The sequence below is a fragment of the Labrys sp. (in: a-proteobacteria) genome (assembly GCF_047605565.1).
Classification (GTDB): Bacteria; Pseudomonadota; Alphaproteobacteria; order Rhizobiales; family Labraceae; genus Labrys; species Labrys neptuniae.
On record NZ_JASGFM010000032.1, the window covers coordinates 49,555 to 65,604 of the forward strand.

At 65.4% G+C, this 16,050-nt stretch carries 14 protein-coding genes; 5 read left to right on the forward strand and 9 right to left on the reverse strand.

Annotated elements, in window-relative coordinates; genetic code table 11:
- Positions 1 to 2 precede the first annotated feature (2 nt).
- From QM672_RS23720 to QM672_RS23745, 6 genes are all read right to left on the reverse strand, one after another.
- Entirely contained in the window at positions 3 to 611 is a 609-nt protein-coding gene (locus QM672_RS23720) for a hypothetical protein (protein WP_415085552.1), read from the reverse strand.
- A gap of 337 nt (positions 612 to 948) precedes the next feature.
- Positions 949 to 1,758: an MBL fold metallo-hydrolase gene (locus QM672_RS23725; RefSeq protein ID WP_415085554.1), complete on the reverse strand. Its 810-nt coding sequence runs from the start codon at positions 1,756 to 1,758 to the stop codon at positions 949 to 951.
- Between the two features lie 117 nt (positions 1,759 to 1,875).
- Positions 1,876 to 3,225: a virulence factor family protein gene (locus QM672_RS23730; RefSeq protein ID WP_415085556.1), complete on the reverse strand. Its 1,350-nt coding sequence runs from the start codon at positions 3,223 to 3,225 to the stop codon at positions 1,876 to 1,878.
- On the reverse strand, positions 3,225 to 5,894 hold the full coding sequence (gene mprF, locus QM672_RS23735) for a bifunctional lysylphosphatidylglycerol flippase/synthetase MprF (protein ID WP_415085558.1): 2,670 nt from the start codon (positions 5,892 to 5,894) through the stop codon (positions 3,225 to 3,227). Before mprF ends, QM672_RS23730 begins: the two co-directional genes overlap by 1 nt.
- 200 nt (positions 5,895 to 6,094) lie before the next feature.
- Positions 6,095 to 7,006, reverse strand: coding sequence for a sugar kinase (locus QM672_RS23740; RefSeq protein WP_415085560.1), 912 nt, complete (start codon positions 7,004 to 7,006; stop codon positions 6,095 to 6,097).
- A gap of 282 nt (positions 7,007 to 7,288) precedes the next feature.
- Positions 7,289 to 8,491, reverse strand: coding sequence for a pyridoxal phosphate-dependent aminotransferase (locus QM672_RS23745; RefSeq protein ID WP_415085562.1), 1,203 nt, complete (start codon positions 8,489 to 8,491; stop codon positions 7,289 to 7,291).
- Positions 8,492 to 8,782: 291 nt separating this feature from the next.
- Here QM672_RS23745 and QM672_RS23750 point away from each other — a divergent pair, with 291 nt between their 5' ends.
- The 4 genes from QM672_RS23750 to QM672_RS23765 all read left to right on the forward strand — a co-directional run bounded on the left by QM672_RS23750 (position 8,783) and on the right by QM672_RS23765 (position 13,513).
- Positions 8,783 to 9,892, forward strand: coding sequence for an acyltransferase family protein (locus QM672_RS23750; RefSeq protein WP_415085564.1), 1,110 nt, complete (start codon positions 8,783 to 8,785; stop codon positions 9,890 to 9,892).
- Between the two features lie 317 nt (positions 9,893 to 10,209).
- Positions 10,210 to 12,012: an IlvD/Edd family dehydratase gene (locus QM672_RS23755; protein WP_415085566.1), complete on the forward strand. Its 1,803-nt coding sequence runs from the start codon at positions 10,210 to 10,212 to the stop codon at positions 12,010 to 12,012.
- A gap of 99 nt (positions 12,013 to 12,111) precedes the next feature.
- Positions 12,112 to 12,813, forward strand: a complete 702-nt coding sequence (locus tag QM672_RS23760; RefSeq protein ID WP_311944431.1) for a DUF2865 domain-containing protein — start codon at positions 12,112 to 12,114, stop codon at positions 12,811 to 12,813.
- Positions 12,814 to 12,850: 37 nt separating this feature from the next.
- Entirely contained in the window at positions 12,851 to 13,513 is a 663-nt protein-coding gene (locus QM672_RS23765) for a GNAT family N-acetyltransferase (protein ID WP_415085568.1), read from the forward strand.
- Between the two features lie 11 nt (positions 13,514 to 13,524).
- Here QM672_RS23765 and QM672_RS23770 read toward each other — a convergent pair whose 3' ends face one another.
- Positions 13,525 to 13,974, reverse strand: coding sequence for a group II truncated hemoglobin (locus QM672_RS23770; RefSeq protein WP_415085570.1), 450 nt, complete (start codon positions 13,972 to 13,974; stop codon positions 13,525 to 13,527).
- A gap of 214 nt (positions 13,975 to 14,188) precedes the next feature.
- Entirely contained in the window at positions 14,189 to 14,854 is a 666-nt protein-coding gene (locus tag QM672_RS23775) for an O-methyltransferase (RefSeq protein WP_415085572.1), read from the reverse strand.
- 93 nt (positions 14,855 to 14,947) lie between these two features.
- On the opposite strand from QM672_RS23775, the gene QM672_RS23780 reads away from it, so the two are divergent.
- Positions 14,948 to 15,580: a TetR family transcriptional regulator gene (locus QM672_RS23780; RefSeq protein WP_415085574.1), complete on the forward strand. Its 633-nt coding sequence runs from the start codon at positions 14,948 to 14,950 to the stop codon at positions 15,578 to 15,580.
- Here QM672_RS23780 and QM672_RS23785 read toward each other — a convergent pair.
- Complete coding sequence (locus QM672_RS23785; RefSeq protein WP_415085576.1) at positions 15,553 to 15,999, reverse strand: DoxX family protein; 447 nt, start codon at positions 15,997 to 15,999, stop codon at positions 15,553 to 15,555. The two genes, QM672_RS23780 and QM672_RS23785, sit on opposite strands and share 28 nt — an antisense overlap.
- Positions 16,000 to 16,050: the final 51 nt, after the last annotated feature.

Here is a 16,050-nt window from a genome sequence, read left to right on the forward strand (position 1 = left end):
CGCTATGCAACGCGGGAGCGCCTCGTCGCGGTCGCATGTAAGGTGAGATCGCGATACCGCGCCAGGAACGCTTCCTTAGCCTCAGTCGGCGTCAGGCATTTGACCGTAATTGGCGCGGGCTCAATTCCATCAGAAAACGCCCACAGCGATGTCTCGCGTGGCATAATTTGTACCTGTTCGGCGGCCAGCACGCGCAAATCGGCAGCCTTTACTTCTTTCGGCATCGGCTGCTGTACACCGAAACGGCCAAAGATCGCCTTCTCGACGCGGGCTTCGATCTGCTTGAAGTCAGGCAAAAGCTGCTTCAGAGGACGCGTGATGTCGCCGATGAAAGCCTCTGCCGCGTCATGCATTAGCGCCGCGTAGGCATAATCGTGCGCGACCTCGCTCACCAGCAGGCTGTGCTCCGCGACGGAGTAGAAAGTGGAGCACTGACCAGCATATCGGCATGTGTTGGAAAGGCCAGCTGCGATATCTTCTATTCTGAAGTCACTGCTCTCTGGATCGAGGAAATCGAACCATGTGCCACTTTGCAGCATTATTCTCGGGCCAACGGCAACGCTAACGGCTATCATCTCATCATCCTCGGCCAACAAGCGGTACTTGAACATCGAACGATCGCTACAGCGCAAGCCGCAAAATTAGGTTGTCCACGCTCCTCACATGGCGTCGGAGAAATCGCGATGCCGACGCCGCAGCTTACAATGCTCGCTATCGGTGCTCGTGTCGATTGCCCGAGAACCTGACGTGCTGTGTCTGTGGTCGCGCCGTTCCCCAGTTGCCGCTGAAATGCTACGGTAGTAAGTCTGCTGGAACGACGGTAACAGTAGATTTAATCTTCTTTAGATTTTCCGTCCTCGATTAAATGCGCTGTCACCCTAAGTTGTATCTGCGTAATTCTCGCTACAAGATCTGCTCGGCCTATTCTTTAATCGCCGCTTGCCGATACTACAAAGGCTCGAAACGAAAGCCCTTGCCCGTGCGTGAGAGACGGCCGACACCGGGCGAGTCGAGATGGGCCCCTGCGATGCAATAACCATTGTCGGCTGCCAGGGCCATGAGGCGCATGCGGCTTGCGCGCGCCTGTTCCTGGTCGGCGTCGAACTCCCAGGTCAACTCCGGCCTGTCGAATTGCAGCGATGGTACGTGGATCGTGTCGCCCCAGATCAGGATGGTCTCGCCCTCGCTGGTGACGCGAAAACAAGTATGGCCGGCCTCGTGGCCCGGAGCGGCCAGGGCCTCGATATCAGCCCCCAGGAATTGCCCCGGCTCGAAGGGTTCCGCTCTCTCGTGGAACCCCTGGAGTCTGGCTTCGTCCCGGAACAGCCCGAGTTCTGCCCGCGGCACCAGCAGGCGGGAGAGGTTCGGGAAGGCATCCTCGCCATTGGGCAGAATAAGCCCGTGAATATGATCGAGATGCGTGTGGGTAAAGGCGACGGTCCGGATCCGCTCGACGGCAATGCCCGCCTCGCGCAAGGCCTGAGGCAGAAAGCCCATGCTCGGGTGCCAGGCGTTCGATGATCCGCTGTCGATCAGCGTAACCGCCTCGCCGTCATCGATGGCGAAGGCGTTGACCGATAGCCTCAATCCGCCCTCGACGAGATGAAGCTGCGGTGGCAGGTCGGGGCCGAAGGGGCGGTCGCCCGGCTGGCGCAACCGGGTGACAGGCATGTCGACATAGCCGTCCCGGAGGGAAATCAACGCCAGGCGACCGAATTCATAGGCGGCATGATGCTCGCCGGCGGCAACGCGCTTCATCGATGTCTCCTATGATGCCGCCCTCTCGCGTGGCGTCGGGAATTGAGCCGCGAGACGAGCGATGGCCATCCAGTCGTGCCAGGGAGCCCGGAGATGGGCCCTGGCCGATGCTTGGCGCTACTTCTTCAACCTTTCCAAAATCGCCCGGGCCACCGGCTCGTAATTCCCGTCGAAATGATGCCCGCCCGGCCGTTCGATCAGCGTGGCCTTGCTCATTTCGGGGAAGACGCAGGCAGTGCCGTTCTCCACCACTTCCTCCTTGCCGTAGAAGCACATGGTCTTCTCGAAGGGCAGGCCGGGCAGATAGGGCTTGAGGTCGACATCCGAGGAGGAGGCGACGCCAAGCCAGCCGGAGACGGAGATCTCGAAATCGGCGGTCGGCTCCAGGCCCAGCATGGCGAGGAGGTTGATCTTCTTCTGCATGGGCGGCGGCAGCTTCTGCCAGACGAAGGGGATCACGTCGGCGCCCAGGGAATAGCCGATCACGGCGACGCGCTTGGCGCCCCACAGCTTGGTGTAGTAGCCGATGATGCGGGTGAGGTCGCCGGCGATGACGTCCGGTTCCTTGGTGCTCCAGAAATAGCGCAGCGAGTCGACGCCCACCACGGCGACGCCTTCCTTCTGCAGGATCTCGCCGATGGTCTTGTCGATGTCGCGCCAGCCGCCGTCGCCGGAGATGAAGATGGCGAGGCCCGTGGGCGGGCCCGAGGCCGGCAGCTCCACCAAAGGCAGGTCGCCGAGTTCCTGGTTGGGCGGCGCGCCCATCTCGACGGCGGCCTTCACCGCGGCATCGATGAGGGCGTCCGCTCCGCCATCGGCGACGATGGATTGGGCATCCTTGGTGCCGGTGACGAAGGCCTGGGTGGTCGCGTCAGGGGCGGCGGCGCCGACATAGGTCCAGCGCCCCGGCACCTTGGCGAGCGGCCTGTACTGCCATTTGCCGTCGGCCGCCTTGGAGACGGGCGCGCCCTCGCACATGCGGAGCTTCGAGGCCATCTCGTCGGAAAAGCCGGTCGAGACGGCGCCGGCGGCGGTGTTCTCGGGCGCCTGGGCAAGATTGATATAGGCGAAGGTGCCGCCGAGCGTGCCCAGCCCCATCACCACCGGCCAGCGCCAGGTCTGCATGCCCAATTGGCGCTGCGCCTCGCGGGCCGAATCCTCGATGTCGCCGAAGGCGTAGTGGCAATCCTCCTCGTCGCCCTTGGCGAGGCCGTCGATGAAGGCCTGGCTGTCGATCAGCATCACGGCGGCGCCCTGGTCCACCAATTTGTCGGCCACGGCCCGGTAGGCCGGCGTGAGCCCGTCCTTGTCGGAGAGCAAGGCGACGAATTTGGTGGGCTCCTCCTCGGGGGCGAGCACGGTGACGGTGCCGAGGATCTCCTCCTGCACCTTCACTTCGCGCGGGGCCGCCAGGGCCGATGCCGTCGAGGCCAGCAGGGCGAAACAGAACAGGGCGATGCGGCGCATCAACTGGCCTCCTCGGGCAAAGCGCGTCTCGGGCTCGAAGCGATCAAGCCGGTAACATCCATGAGAATCTGCGGTAGGGCCAGGCCCCCCGGAAAGGCAAGATATTTCGGGCGCCAATCCGGCTTGAACTTGTCCTTGTAGGCCCTGAGGCCCTCGAAATTGTAGAAGCGGTCGCCGCGCTTGTAGACGAAGGAGCCGACGCGGCTCCACAGCGAGGCGAGGCGATGGCGCGGCAGGCCGGAGAGCGGCGCCATGCCGAGATTGAACCAGGCGAAGCCCTCGCTTTTGGCCTGGGCCAGCAGGCCGATGAACAGCAGGTCCATCATGCCGGCCGGGCCCTGCGGCAGATAGCGCATCAGGTCGACCGTGTATTCCTGGCGGTCGGCGCCGCGCCAGATATTGGCGAAGGCGACGATGCGACCGTCCTGGCGGATCACGGCCTGGTCGTAGCGGCGGATATAGTCCGGCGACCAGAAGCCGAGCGAAAAGCCCTTCTCCTTGTTGCCCTTCTCCTCGAGCCAGGCATCGGAGACGGCCTGCAGCTCGGGCAGGATGGCCTCGACTTGCGCCGCGGGCACGATCTCGAAGGAGGCGCCGGAGCGCTCGGCCTTGGCGCGGGCCTGGCGCAGGCGCCGGCCCTCGCTGCCTTCCAGCGTGAACTTGTTCAGGTCGACCCAGGCTTCCTCGCCGAGCTTGGCGAGCGAAAAGCCGGCATCGAGATAGGCGGGCAGGTGGCCGGTGGTGACCTGGTAGAACACCGGCGTGCCGCCATTGCGGTCCACCAGCTCCTTGAAGCGCCAGACCATGGCGTCGACCTCGTCCTCGGGCGCCACCGGGTCGCCCATGGCGATCCAGCTGCGCCCCTGCACGCCATACATGGTAAAGCCCTTGCCGCTGGCCGAGAGCAGGAAGCGCTTGTCGCCGAGCAGGGCGAGATGCGCGTCCGAGCGGGTGGAATCGCTGATCAGCGGCACCAGGGTTTCGAGTTCCTCGGGCGTGGCCGGATCGAAGGCGGCGCGGCTCGGATGCATCAGGATATAGGCGGCGATGCCGATGGCGACCACGGCCATGGCCAAGGTCGCCCGCAGGAAGCGCGGGGCGTCCGCATTATAGGCGAAATCCCACCATAATTTGTGCTGGTAGTCGACATTGGCATAGGCAAAGAAGCCGAGCCAGATCGTGGCGCCGATGGCGACGACGCAGGCCAGGATCCACTCGAAGGAGGGTCTGACCGAAAACAGGTCGGCCTGGCGGTAGAACTCGTCCTTGTAGAGCACGAGCAGGCCGGCGACGATCGAGCAGATGATGGCCTCTTCGATGTCGAGGCCCTTGAACAGCGCGAAGACGGCCCCGGCGACCAGCAGCAGCACCGCGATGCGCTGGGCATTGGCCATGCGCCGGACCAGGCCGTAGGAGATCACCAGCAGGACCAGGCCCGAAATGCTGCCGGCCAGCTGCGAGACCTCGACGAAGGGCAGGGGGATCACGCCGCGCAGGATGGCGATGCGGTAATGTTCCTCGGGCGTGGCGCTGGAGAACAACAGGATGACGCCGCCGATGAACACCGCGATGCTGGCGGCGCGCGGGATGATCGGCCGGGCGATCTCGTGGATGGTGCGGGCGATCCGGCCCACCGATTGCCGGCGCTGGCGGATCTCGTAGCCGCCGAACATCAGGCAGGCGATGGCGAAGGGAATGACGTAGTAGACCAGGCGGAACAGGATCAGCGAGACCAGCATGTCCGCCGCCGGGATCTGCGGCTGGGCCAGGATCAGGGTGGTCTCGAACACGCCGACGCCGCCCGGCACATGGCTGATGACGCCGAGCACCGTGGCGACGGCGAACACCGCCAGGAAGCTCATGAAGCCGGCATCGGGGCCCGCCGGCATGATCAGCCAGAGCGCGCCGGCGGCCGCCACCGTGTCGAGCAGGCCGACCAGGATGGCCCCGAGCGTCGCCCCCGGGCCGGGCAGGGGCATGGCGTGCTCGCCGACCCTGATCGTGCGCGGGCGCAGGGCCGAGACGAGCACCCAGATCGCGACCCCGCCGAGCACGGCAAGGCCGATGGCGAGGTTGAGGCCGGGGGCGAGCCCGTCCAGCGGGGCCAGCACCGAGGGCTGGAACAACAGGCAGATCGCGGCGACCGTGGCGATGCCGAGCCAGAAGGTGAGGGTGGTCAGCGCGCCCACGGCCAGGATCAGGCTCGGCTTCACGCCGTGCGACTGGTAGATGCGCCAGCGCACGGCCCCGCCGGTGAGCACGCCGAAGCCGAGCGTATAGGTGAAGGCGTGGCTGATGAAGGAGGTGAAGGCGATGATCGGCAGCGGCACCTGCCGCGCGCCGACATGGCGCAAGGCGAGCAGGTCGTAGCCGATCAGGGCGCTGTAGGAGAGGGCGGTGGCGAGGAAGGCGAGCGCCACCTGGCCCCAGGCGATGCGCGACAGCGCATTGTTCACCTCGGACCAGGTGATGCCGGAAAAGATCTGGTAGAGCGCGGCGGCGGCGATGGTGAAGATGGCGAGACCGACCAGGAGGCCGGCCTTGCTCCAGTCGATGCGCCGGAGCAGCCCGGTTTTCGGGCGCTCGGCCGTCGGGATGGCGGCCGCCGGGACCTTGGGACCGTCGTCGCGCGCCACGGCGCGGTCGAGCGAGCCCACCACTTCAGCCATGCCCTGTTCCCGTTTCAATGCGACTATCCCAGCTGCTGAATCGTTTCTATACGATCAGAGCCTCCTGTCAGCAGTAGAACGGGTTCGAAGTGGCCACCGTACCCGGTATCCACTCCTGAATTGTTCAGTCCAGGATCAGGAGACGGGCCGTTCATGCTGACAGAACATGGCATTCCAACGGCAGCCGCGTGAATTGTGAGTCACAATCCCGCCATCGCCTCGGAAGGGATGATGGCGCCGCGATGGGTGATCACGCGCGCGGCAAGGCGGTGACCCTGCAGGGCGGCTTCCGCATTGCTGCGATCGCGCCGGCGGGCGGCAAGGTAGCCGGCATTGAAGCTGTCGCCGGCTGCGGTGGTGTCGACGGGCGAGACGGCCTCGGGCACCGGCACATGGCCGTCGACGCCGTCCCGGCGCAGGAAGGCGCCGTTGGTGCCGTCCTTCACCGCGATCTCGCCGATGCCGTGGCCGGCCAGGCGGGCGATGGTGTCCTGCGGCGTGGCATCGCCCCACAGGGCCTGCTCGTCGTCGAAGGTCGGCATGATGATGTCGACCAGCGGCAGGAAGCGGCCGAAGACCTGGCGGGCGCGGGCGGGATCGCCGCCCCAGCCGCGCGGGCGGTAATTGCCGTCGAAGGCGATCGCGGCGCCGCCGGCCTTGGCGCGGGCCAGCACCTGCGCGAAGCGCTCCAGGCCCGCCGGCGCATAGAGCGACAGCGTGATGCCCGAGAAATAGACGATTCCCGCGCTCTCGATGCGGGCGATCAGCGCCTCGGCCTCGGGAAGCTCGAACAGGCTGCGCGCCGGCGCGCTGTCGCGCCAATAATAGAAGCGCCGCTCGCCCTTGGCATCGGTCTCGATGACATAGAGGCCGGGCACCCGGCCGGCCAGGCGCGGCACGCCGGCCATGCCGACCTTCTCGCCTGCGGCAAGGTCGGCGATCGCCTGGGAATAGGGATCGTCCCCCAGTGCCGTGGCATAGGCGACGTCGAGCCCGAGGCGGGCCGCATAGACGGCGGTATTGAAGGTGTCGCCGCCATAGCCCAGCGACATGCCGTCCCCGCGGCGCGACAATTCCACCATGCATTCGCCGATGGAGACGAGATCGGTCATGTCGTTGTTCCTTGCGAATTCAGATCGAAGTGGAAGCGTGGGGCACTATGCTGGCGTGTTAATGGCGCGACGCTGGCCGCTCCTTCGCCCCGTTCTTACGGGGAGAAGGTGAGGATGAGGGGCGGCGCGAGGGGACTGGGTGAGTATTGAGGTGCCCCTCACCCCTCGCACTTGCAAAACAAGTGCGGACCTCTCCCCGCTCGCGGGGCGAGGGGGACATCGGCGTTGCGCCTCGGCTTGCTTCGTCCCACCTTGTCCAACGCGGATCACGACGTCCATCTCCTACGCCTGCGTTCCCGGATTGGCGCTGAGGAATTCGCCCATGCGCACCAGTGCCCGCCGGATGTTCTCGGCGGAATTGGCGTAGGACAGGCGGATATAGCCCTCGCCATGCACGCCGAAATCCGGCCCGCCGATGGTGGCGACGCCGGCCTTTTCCAGGAGGGCGGAGGCAAGCGGCTTGGCCTTCCAGCCGGTCGCCCGGATGTTGGGGAAGGCATAGAAGGCGCCCTTCGGCACCACGGAACTGACGCCGGGCAATTGGTTGAGGCCGTCGACCACGATCTTCCGGCGCCGGTCGAACTCGGCGACCATGGCGTGCACCGCGTCCTGCGGGCCGGTGAGCGCGGCAAGCCCGGCCCATTGCGCGCTGGCATTGACGCAGGAATAGGAATTCACCGCCAGCTTGCGGGCGGCATCGCCCCAGGCTTTCGGCCAGAGCGAGAAGCCCATGCGCCAGCCGGTCATGGCATAGGTCTTGGACCAGCCGTCGAGCAGGATCAGGCGGTCGCGGATGGAGGGATAGGACAGCAGCGAGACATGCTGGAGCCCGTCATAGCTCATCTGGCTGTAGATCTCGTCGGAGAGGATGGCGACATGCGGATGGGCTTCCAGCCCCTGCACCAGCGCGTCGATCTCGGCCTTGGGCGTGACGCCGCCCGTGGGGTTGGCCGGCGAGTTGAGGATGAGAAGGCGGGTCTTCGGCGTGATCAGCGCCAGCGTCTCGGACGCCGAGAAGGCAAAGCCGTTCTCCTCGCGGATCGGCACCGGTACCGGCGTGGCGCCGGTGAACTCGATCATCGAGCGGTAGATCGGAAAGCCGGGATCGGGATAGAGGATCTCCGCGCCGGGCTCCCCGAACATCAGGATGGCCATGAACATGGTGACCTTGCCGCCCGGCACCACGATGACCTCGTCGGGCGAGACGGCAACGCCGGTGCGGCGCTGGACGTCGTCGGCCACCGCCTCGCGCAGCGGCAGGATGCCGGTAGCCGGCGTATAGCCGTGATGGCCGTCGCGCAGCGCCTTGATGGCGGCTTCGACGATATGGTCGGGCGTGGGGAAATCGGGCTGGCCGATGCCCAGATTGATGATGTCGCGCCCCTCCCGCGCCAGATCCGTCGCCCTTGCGAGCACGGCGAAGGCATTCTCCTCGCCGATGCGCGAGAAGGCCGGAACGAGACGAGGCGCGCTGGGGGAAGTCATCGGGATGGCATGTCCTGGCGGTGCAAGGGCTGTGGCGGGAATCGCGAGCAAGGCAAGATTTAATGCGGGCGCATCCTCCTGTCTTTGCAAATCGCAGTAGGGCGCGTGTCAAGGAGGATTTCGACTTCATCCGAAAGCCGGAGAGGCGGGCAGGCCAGGCATGATTGCCTCCTTCCGAAGTCTAGTCGGCGTAGGCAGACGCTACCATGTGGCTGAATTGACGAAACAGGCGCGATCTGGCTCAGGTTGATCTTGAACAAGATCGACGACTGAAGGTTACTGGCGATGGCCGTGACGAAGCCTCAAGCGCTTTGCTCTGGGGAGCAGGAGGCTGGCCGCTCGCCGCAGCATTTGGCATCCCTGGACGGCTTGCGTGGCTTTGCCGCCCTGTCCGTGCTGATCTTCCATCTCGGCCACTGGTTCGGCATCCCGGGCCTGGCTTCCAATGCCAGCCTTGCGGTGGACCTGTTCTTCTGCCTGAGCGGTTTCGTGCTGAGCCTGGCCTATTGCAAGCGCCGGCAGTCCCTGTCGTTTTCCGGCTTCATGCGCGCCAGGCTGATCCGACTTATGCCGCTGATCGTGCTGGGGCTGGTGGTCAGCGCGCTCTATGTCGGGCTGCGTTCCGGGCACCTGGAGGGCGAGGTGCCCTTTGCCGCTCTGACGCTGGCTCTGCTGCTCGGCCTGGTCAACCTGCCCTATCTCGATGCGCCCGACGCCATCGGCGGGCCCCAGGTCTTCCCGCTGAACGGCCCGCAATATTCGCTGTTCCTGGAACTGGTGGTCAATGCGTTCTGGTGGGCGACCCGGCGGGTGAGCCAGCTCCCGCTCGCGATCGCGCTCTTCCTCGGCTGCCTGGCGATCCTGCCCTTCACCGGCCTGGGCGGAGATACCACGGACACGCTCTGGCGCGGATTTCCGCGGGTGGGAGCTTCCTTCTTCGCCGGCGTCGCCGTTTTCCATCTGCTCGACCGCCTGCCGGGCTGGCTGGGCGGCCCGCGCCTGTTCTGGACGCTGGCGGCGGGGATGGCGGTGCTGTTCTATCTGCCCTTCGAGGTGCCGCTCTGGATGCAGCTCGTCTGGATCGCGGTGCTGGCGCCCTGGCTGATCCTGGCCGGCGCGCGCACGGCCCTGCAGGGACGGATTGCCACCTGGTCCTCCCTCAGCGGCGACCTGTCCTATCCGGTCTATTGCCTGCACTATCCGCTGTTCTGCTGGATCAACGGCCTCTATCGCCTGCGTTTCGGGGAGCAGAACGCCGGCATCGAAGGGCCGGCCGTGATCGTCATCGTCTGCGTGGCGAGTTTCGTCCTGCTCAAGCTCTATGACGAACCGCTGCGGCGGGCCCTGGCGGAGGGCGTGCGCCGCTGGACCTACCGGCCGGCATCGTCCGCCGGCGCGTGAGCCCCGCCAACGACCATCCTTCACGACGATCCTTGGCGCATTTTCCCGAAAAGCCGCTGGACTTTTCGATTGAGAAAATGCGTAAAAACAAAAGCTTATCGAGGATGGCTGCGCATCTTTGCGATTCGCGACGATGCCGCCGGATCGCAAAGCGCCTCGTCCTCCGATCTCGCCCTGAAACGCCGCCCAAGGCATCGTCCTGCTATTCGTCGCTTAGGCGTTGCGAATAGTCTGACAAAAGTGTTAAGTCGTCTGGTTGCAGGAAGACTGCCACCTGCCGACGACGCAGGCGGGGCACGAAGACAGGGAGGCTTGCCATGGCTGACACCAAGAACAAGACGAAAAGATTGCGGTCGCAGGCCTGGTACGACAACCCGGACAATCCGGGCATGACCGCGCTCTATATCGAACGTCAGCTCAATTTCGGCCTGACCCGCAAGGAATTGCAGTCGGGCAAGCCGATCATCGGCATCGCCCAGACCGGCTCGGATCTTTCCCCCTGCAACCGACACCATCTCGTGCTGGCCCAGCGCGTGCGCGAAGGCATCCGCGAGGCGGGCGGCATCGCCTTCGAATTTCCGGTGCATCCGATCCAGGAGACCGGCAAGCGCCCCGGCGCGGCGCTCGACCGCAACCTCGCCTATCTCGGCCTGGTCGAACTGCTCTATGGCTATCCGATCGACGGCGTGGTGCTGACCATTGGCTGCGACAAGACCACGCCTGCCTGCCTGATGGCGGCGGCCACCGTGAACATCCCGGCCATTGCCCTGTCGGTCGGCCCGATGCTCAACGGCTGGTGGCATGGCGAGCGCACCGGTTCGGGCACGGTCGTCTGGAAGGCGCGCGAGATGCTCGCCACCGGCGAGATCGACTACGAGAACTTCATGGAGATGGTGGCTTCGTCGGCCCCCTCGACCGGCTATTGCAACACCATGGGCACCGCCACCACCATGAACTCGCTGGCCGAGGCGCTCGGCATGCAGCTGCCCGGTTCGGCCGCCATCCCCGCGCCCTATCGCGAACGCCAGCAGATTTCCTACGAGACCGGCAAGCGCATCGTCGACATGGTGCATGAGGACCTCAAGCCCTCCGACATCATGACGCGCGAGGCCTTCGAAAACGTCATCGTGGTCAATTCGGCCATTGGCGGTTCCACCAATGCGCCGATCCACATCAACGCCATCGCCCGCCATATCGGGGTCGAGCTCGACATCCGCGACTGGCAGACCATCGGCCACAAGGTGCCGCTGCTGGTGAACCTGCAGCCGGCCGGCAAATATCTCGGCGAGGACTACCAGCATGCCGGTGGCGTGCCGGCGGTGGTCAACGAACTGATGAAGCACAAGCTCATCCACGAGAATGCGCTCACCGTGAACGGCAAGTCGATCGGCGAGAACTGCAAGGACGCCAAGATCGAGCTGCCCGACGTGATCCGCAGTTTCGACACCGCTTTGGTGCAGGATGCCGGCTTCATCGTGCTCTCGGGCAATCTGTTCGATTCGGCGATCATGAAGACCAGCGTGATCTCGAAGGAGTTCCACGATCGCTATCTCGCCGATCCCAAGAACCCCGGCGCCTTCGAGGGCCGCGCCATCGTGTTCGAGGGGCCGGAGGATTATCACCACCGCATCGAGGATCCCTCGCTCGGCATCGACGAGCATTGCATGCTGTTCATCCGCGGCACCGGGCCGATCGGCTACCCCGGTGCGGCCGAGGTGGTGAACATGCAGCCCCCGGCGGCCCTGATCAAGCGCGGCATCACTTCGCTGCCCTGCATCGGCGACGGGCGCCAGTCGGGCACCTCGGGCTCGCCTTCCATCCTCAACGCCTCGCCGGAAGCGGCAGCGGGCGGCGGCCTCGCGATCCTGCAGACGGGCGACAAGGTGCGCATCGACCTCAACAAGGGCGAGGCCAACATCCTGATCTCCGACGAGGAACTGGCCAAGCGCCGGGCCGATCTCGCCGCGGCGGGCGGCTTCCACTATGCGCCGAGCCAGACGCCCTGGCAGGAAATCCAGCGCGCCATGGTGGATCAGCTCGGCGACGGTATGGTGCTCAAGCCCGCGGTCAAGTATCAGAAGGTCGCCCAGACCTATGGGGTCCCGCGCGACAATCACTAGTCGGTGACAAGATGTCACCGACATGATTTTGACGGGATGCTTGCATAGAAGGCGGGGCCGGCCAATGCCGGCCCTTCACGTTCTGCCGGGACCCGCGCCATGACTTTGAAACGCTTTGCTTTTCCTCTCGCCGCCGGATTGCTCCTGACGGTCGCCGTGGGTGGCAGCGCTCAGGCGGGCCTGTTCGACTTCCTGTTCAGGCCGCGCCAGGAATCGCGACCGGCGCCGGCACCCGTGCCGCAACAGCAGCCGCAGCAGCAGCGTTCGCGCCCGGCTCCGGCCCCGGTGGTGAGCACGCCCAAGGCGCGCGGCTACTGCGTGCGCACCTGTGACGGCTATTATTTCGCCACCGGCTTCATCCGCTCCCAGCGCGACGAGGACATGCAGACCTCGATGTGCGAAGCCTCCTGCTCCGGCGGCCAGATGGTGCTGTACAAAGCCAGCGGCTCCAACGATGGCAGCAATGGCAACACCAAGCCGGCGATCGAGTCGGCCGTCGACAAGGCCGGCGCCCTCTACACCGCCCTGCCCACCGCCTATGCCTTCCGCGACAGCGAGAATCCGGCCTGCACCTGCCAGTCCAATGCACGCGGCCTGCCGCAGATCCCGATCTCGGTCGATCCCACCTTGCGCAATGGCGACATCGTGGTGATGCCGGATGGCCTGAAGGTGTTCCGCGGTGCCGGCAATGTGCCGCATCCCGATACGGATTTCACCTCCGTCGCCTCCTCCAAGGCCCTGTCCGGCGTGGTGCGCCAGCAGGTGCTTTCGCTTGAACAACGCATCGCCACGCCGCAATAATGTGATCATCTGATCGCATCTGCGCGAAGGACATTCGATGGATCTCTCGACCTGGAACGGCGTACCGCGGCCGGAGCGCGTCGTGCTCGATGGACGCTATGCCCGCCTGGAGCCGCTCGATCCGGCACGCCATGGCGCCGATCTCCTGCATTCGGCCCAGGAGCCCGGGGCCGATGGGCGTTTCCGCTATCTGTTCGAGGGCGTGCCGGGGAGTGCCGCCGACTTCTCGGCCTGGCTCGACAAGGCGTCCTCGACCGCCGATCCGATGTTCTTCGCGGTGATCGACAAGGCGAGCGGCAAGGCCGAAGGCCGCCAGGCCCTGATGCGGATCGACCCCGTGCATGGCGTCATCGAGATCGGCAGCATTCTCTGGGGCCCGGCGATCGCCCGCACCAGGGTGGCGACGGAGGCGCTCTATCTCTTTGCCCGCTACGCTTTCGAGACGCTCGGCTATCGGCGTTTCGAATGGAAGTGCCACAATCTCAACGAGCCGTCCAAGCGGGCTGCGACCCGGTTCGGCTTTACCTTCGAGGGTGTCTTCCGCCAGCACATGGTGGCCAAGGGCCAGAACCGCGACACCGCCTGGTTCTCGATCATCGACGGCGAATGGCCGCGCCTGAAGGCGGGCTATGAAGCTTGGCTCGACCCCGCCAATTTCGAGGCGGACGGCCGGCAGAAGAGCAAGCTGAGCTTCGATTGAAAAGGCTCGCTCTAGGACGGGTTTGAACCCGCTCGATCGGCAGTTCCGTCGCTGCGATTGCGCAGCGGATTGACGTCGTGCACCAGGCGGGCGGCGGTGGTCAGCGCCTTCATGGCCCTGTTCTTGACCTCAGGCGGCAAACCGGCCTGGTCGAAGGCCTTGTCCATGCTGCGGATCCAGATGTCGCGGGTCTCCGCGGTAATCGGCACATGGGCATGGATGGCGCGGACGTCCGAATGTCCGTGGAATTCGACATAGAGGCGCGGCCCGCCGAAGAAGCCCATCAGGAAGCGGGTCTGCTCGACCCGGGAATGGACGACGCCATGGCCGTCGAGATGCAGCACATGGAGGGCCGCCGCCGCCGGATCCTGCTCGACGATGTCGTAGAACAAATCGACAAGGCGAGAGATACCGTCTTCGCCGCCCAATTGCTGGTAAACGGAGGGAAGCTGCTGTTGCATCGTTTCGACCTGTCGAGCGCTGCACCGGTTGTATCGGTATCGTGCTTGCAATTTGCCGGCTCGGCAATCTGCCATCACGTCGCGGCTGGCCGGACCGGGCGGGGCGGTGGGCGGCCCGATGTGCTGCCGCTTGCGACAGGAAGCGCTGGAGGGGCCAGAGGTTCGCCCCCAGCCCCTTGGGGCATTCCGATGCCTTGCCGTATAGCCCGCGAGCTTAGCCGATCCGCATCGAGAGCTCGACGTCCTCGCCGAAGGGGGTCGACAGATAGCCCCGGGCCGGCGAACGCACGCGGGCGAGATAGTCGGGGCTGTAGTCGGCATTGTCGGCGACGATGAGGGCGCCGGGCTTGAGCCGGCTCTCCACCAGATCGAGGATCTCAGGATAGAGGGCCTTGGCGCCGTCGAGCAGGACGAGATCGATCGACTCGGGCAGGTCGGTGCCCAGCGTGCGCAGTGCATCTCCCTCTCGGATCTCGACGAGATCGAGCACGCCGCCGGCGGCGAGGTTCTGCCGAGCCCGTTCCAGCTTGGAGGGCTCGAACTCGCTGGTGATCAGGTGCCCGCCGCCATTGTCCCGCAGCGCTGCCGCCAGATGCAGGGTCGAGATGCCGAACGAGGTTCCGAATTCGATGATCGTGCGGGCCCGGCAGCTTCGGGCCAGCATATAGAGCAGCAGGCCGGTTTCGCGCGAGACGGCGAGCGGCAGGTCCTTCAGCCGGCCATAGAGGTCGAGATATTCGGTCTTGCTGCGCATCAGGCGCTCCCGTTCCGGGCGGGAGAGTTCGGCCACGGCGGGGATCGTTGTCGGCGAGGCGGCATCGGCTTCTTCGAACAAGCGGTCCAGCAGGAGCGCAAGCGGGGCGCTGGTCAGGGTGGACATGGTAGGCTCCGGTTTGGGAAAAACGCATTCTTGCGCCGGACTAGAAATACGACTAATTCGTCGCATTCACTATTCGCATTGGCGCCTATCCCGATGACCGATCGTCGAAACTCTTGCGTTTCCTCACGAAAACAGCCTCGGCAGACCCGCTCGACCGAGCTGGTCGCCGCGATATTGGAGGCTGCCATTCAGGTTTTGCGCCAGGAAGGCGCGCAGCGCTTCACCACTGCGCGGGTGGCTGAGAAGGCCGGCGTCAGCGTTGGCTCGCTCTATCAATATTTTCCCAACAAGGCGGCGATCCTGTTTCGGCTCCAGAGTGACGAATGGCGGCAGACGAGCGAGCTGCTGCGCGCCATCCTGCAGGATGGCGCCAAGCCGCCGCTCGAAAGGCTGCGTATTGTCGTCCATGCCTTCATCCGCTCCGAATGCGACGAGGCTGCGGTGCGGGTGGCGCTCGACGATGCGGCGCCGCTCTATCGCGACGCACCCGAAGCGGAGGCAGCCAGGGCGGCGGGGGACGGCGTCGTCGAGGCCTTCATGCGGGAGGCGCTGCCCAAGGCTGCTGAGACGACACGAACCCTGGCCGGCGACCTCATCACGGCGACATTGAGTGCAGCGGGCAAGCAGTTTTCGGAAAGCCCTCGAACGCCATCCGAGATCGAAGCCTACTCAGATGCCATGGCCGACATGTTGTGCGTCTATCTCGAACGCCTCGGCGCGGCCTGAGCCGAAGCCGGAACGGTTGACGGCGTCCGGCGCGCGAGGATGGCGGCCAGAGCCAGGCCACCGATGAGGGAGAGATGTTCGAGCGCCACCGTGAGGTCGCGCAAGGCCTCTTCGCCCGTCTTGGTCCAGAAGGGATGGACCAGCGGGATGGTGAGCAAGGTGAAGACGGCGAGGGCGCCTGCCGCCAGCCAGGCACCGCGGTTGAGGATGATCGCCGCCGAGGCGCCGAGCTGCAGGACGAGGGTGGCAGCATTGACCAGCCAGCCCGGCCTGAGGCCGAAGCTCTCCATGATGGCCGCATTGGCGCTGAAGTCGATCAGCTTGGCGAGCCCGCTGGACCAGAACACGAAGGTCAGCAGGATGCGGGCAAATACCAGGAAGGCGGTCGAGCCGAGGATTGCGGCAATGACATGCGACATGGCTCAGGCTTTCCCGCGGGCGAGGCAGATCCTGCCCGATGCGATGCTGGG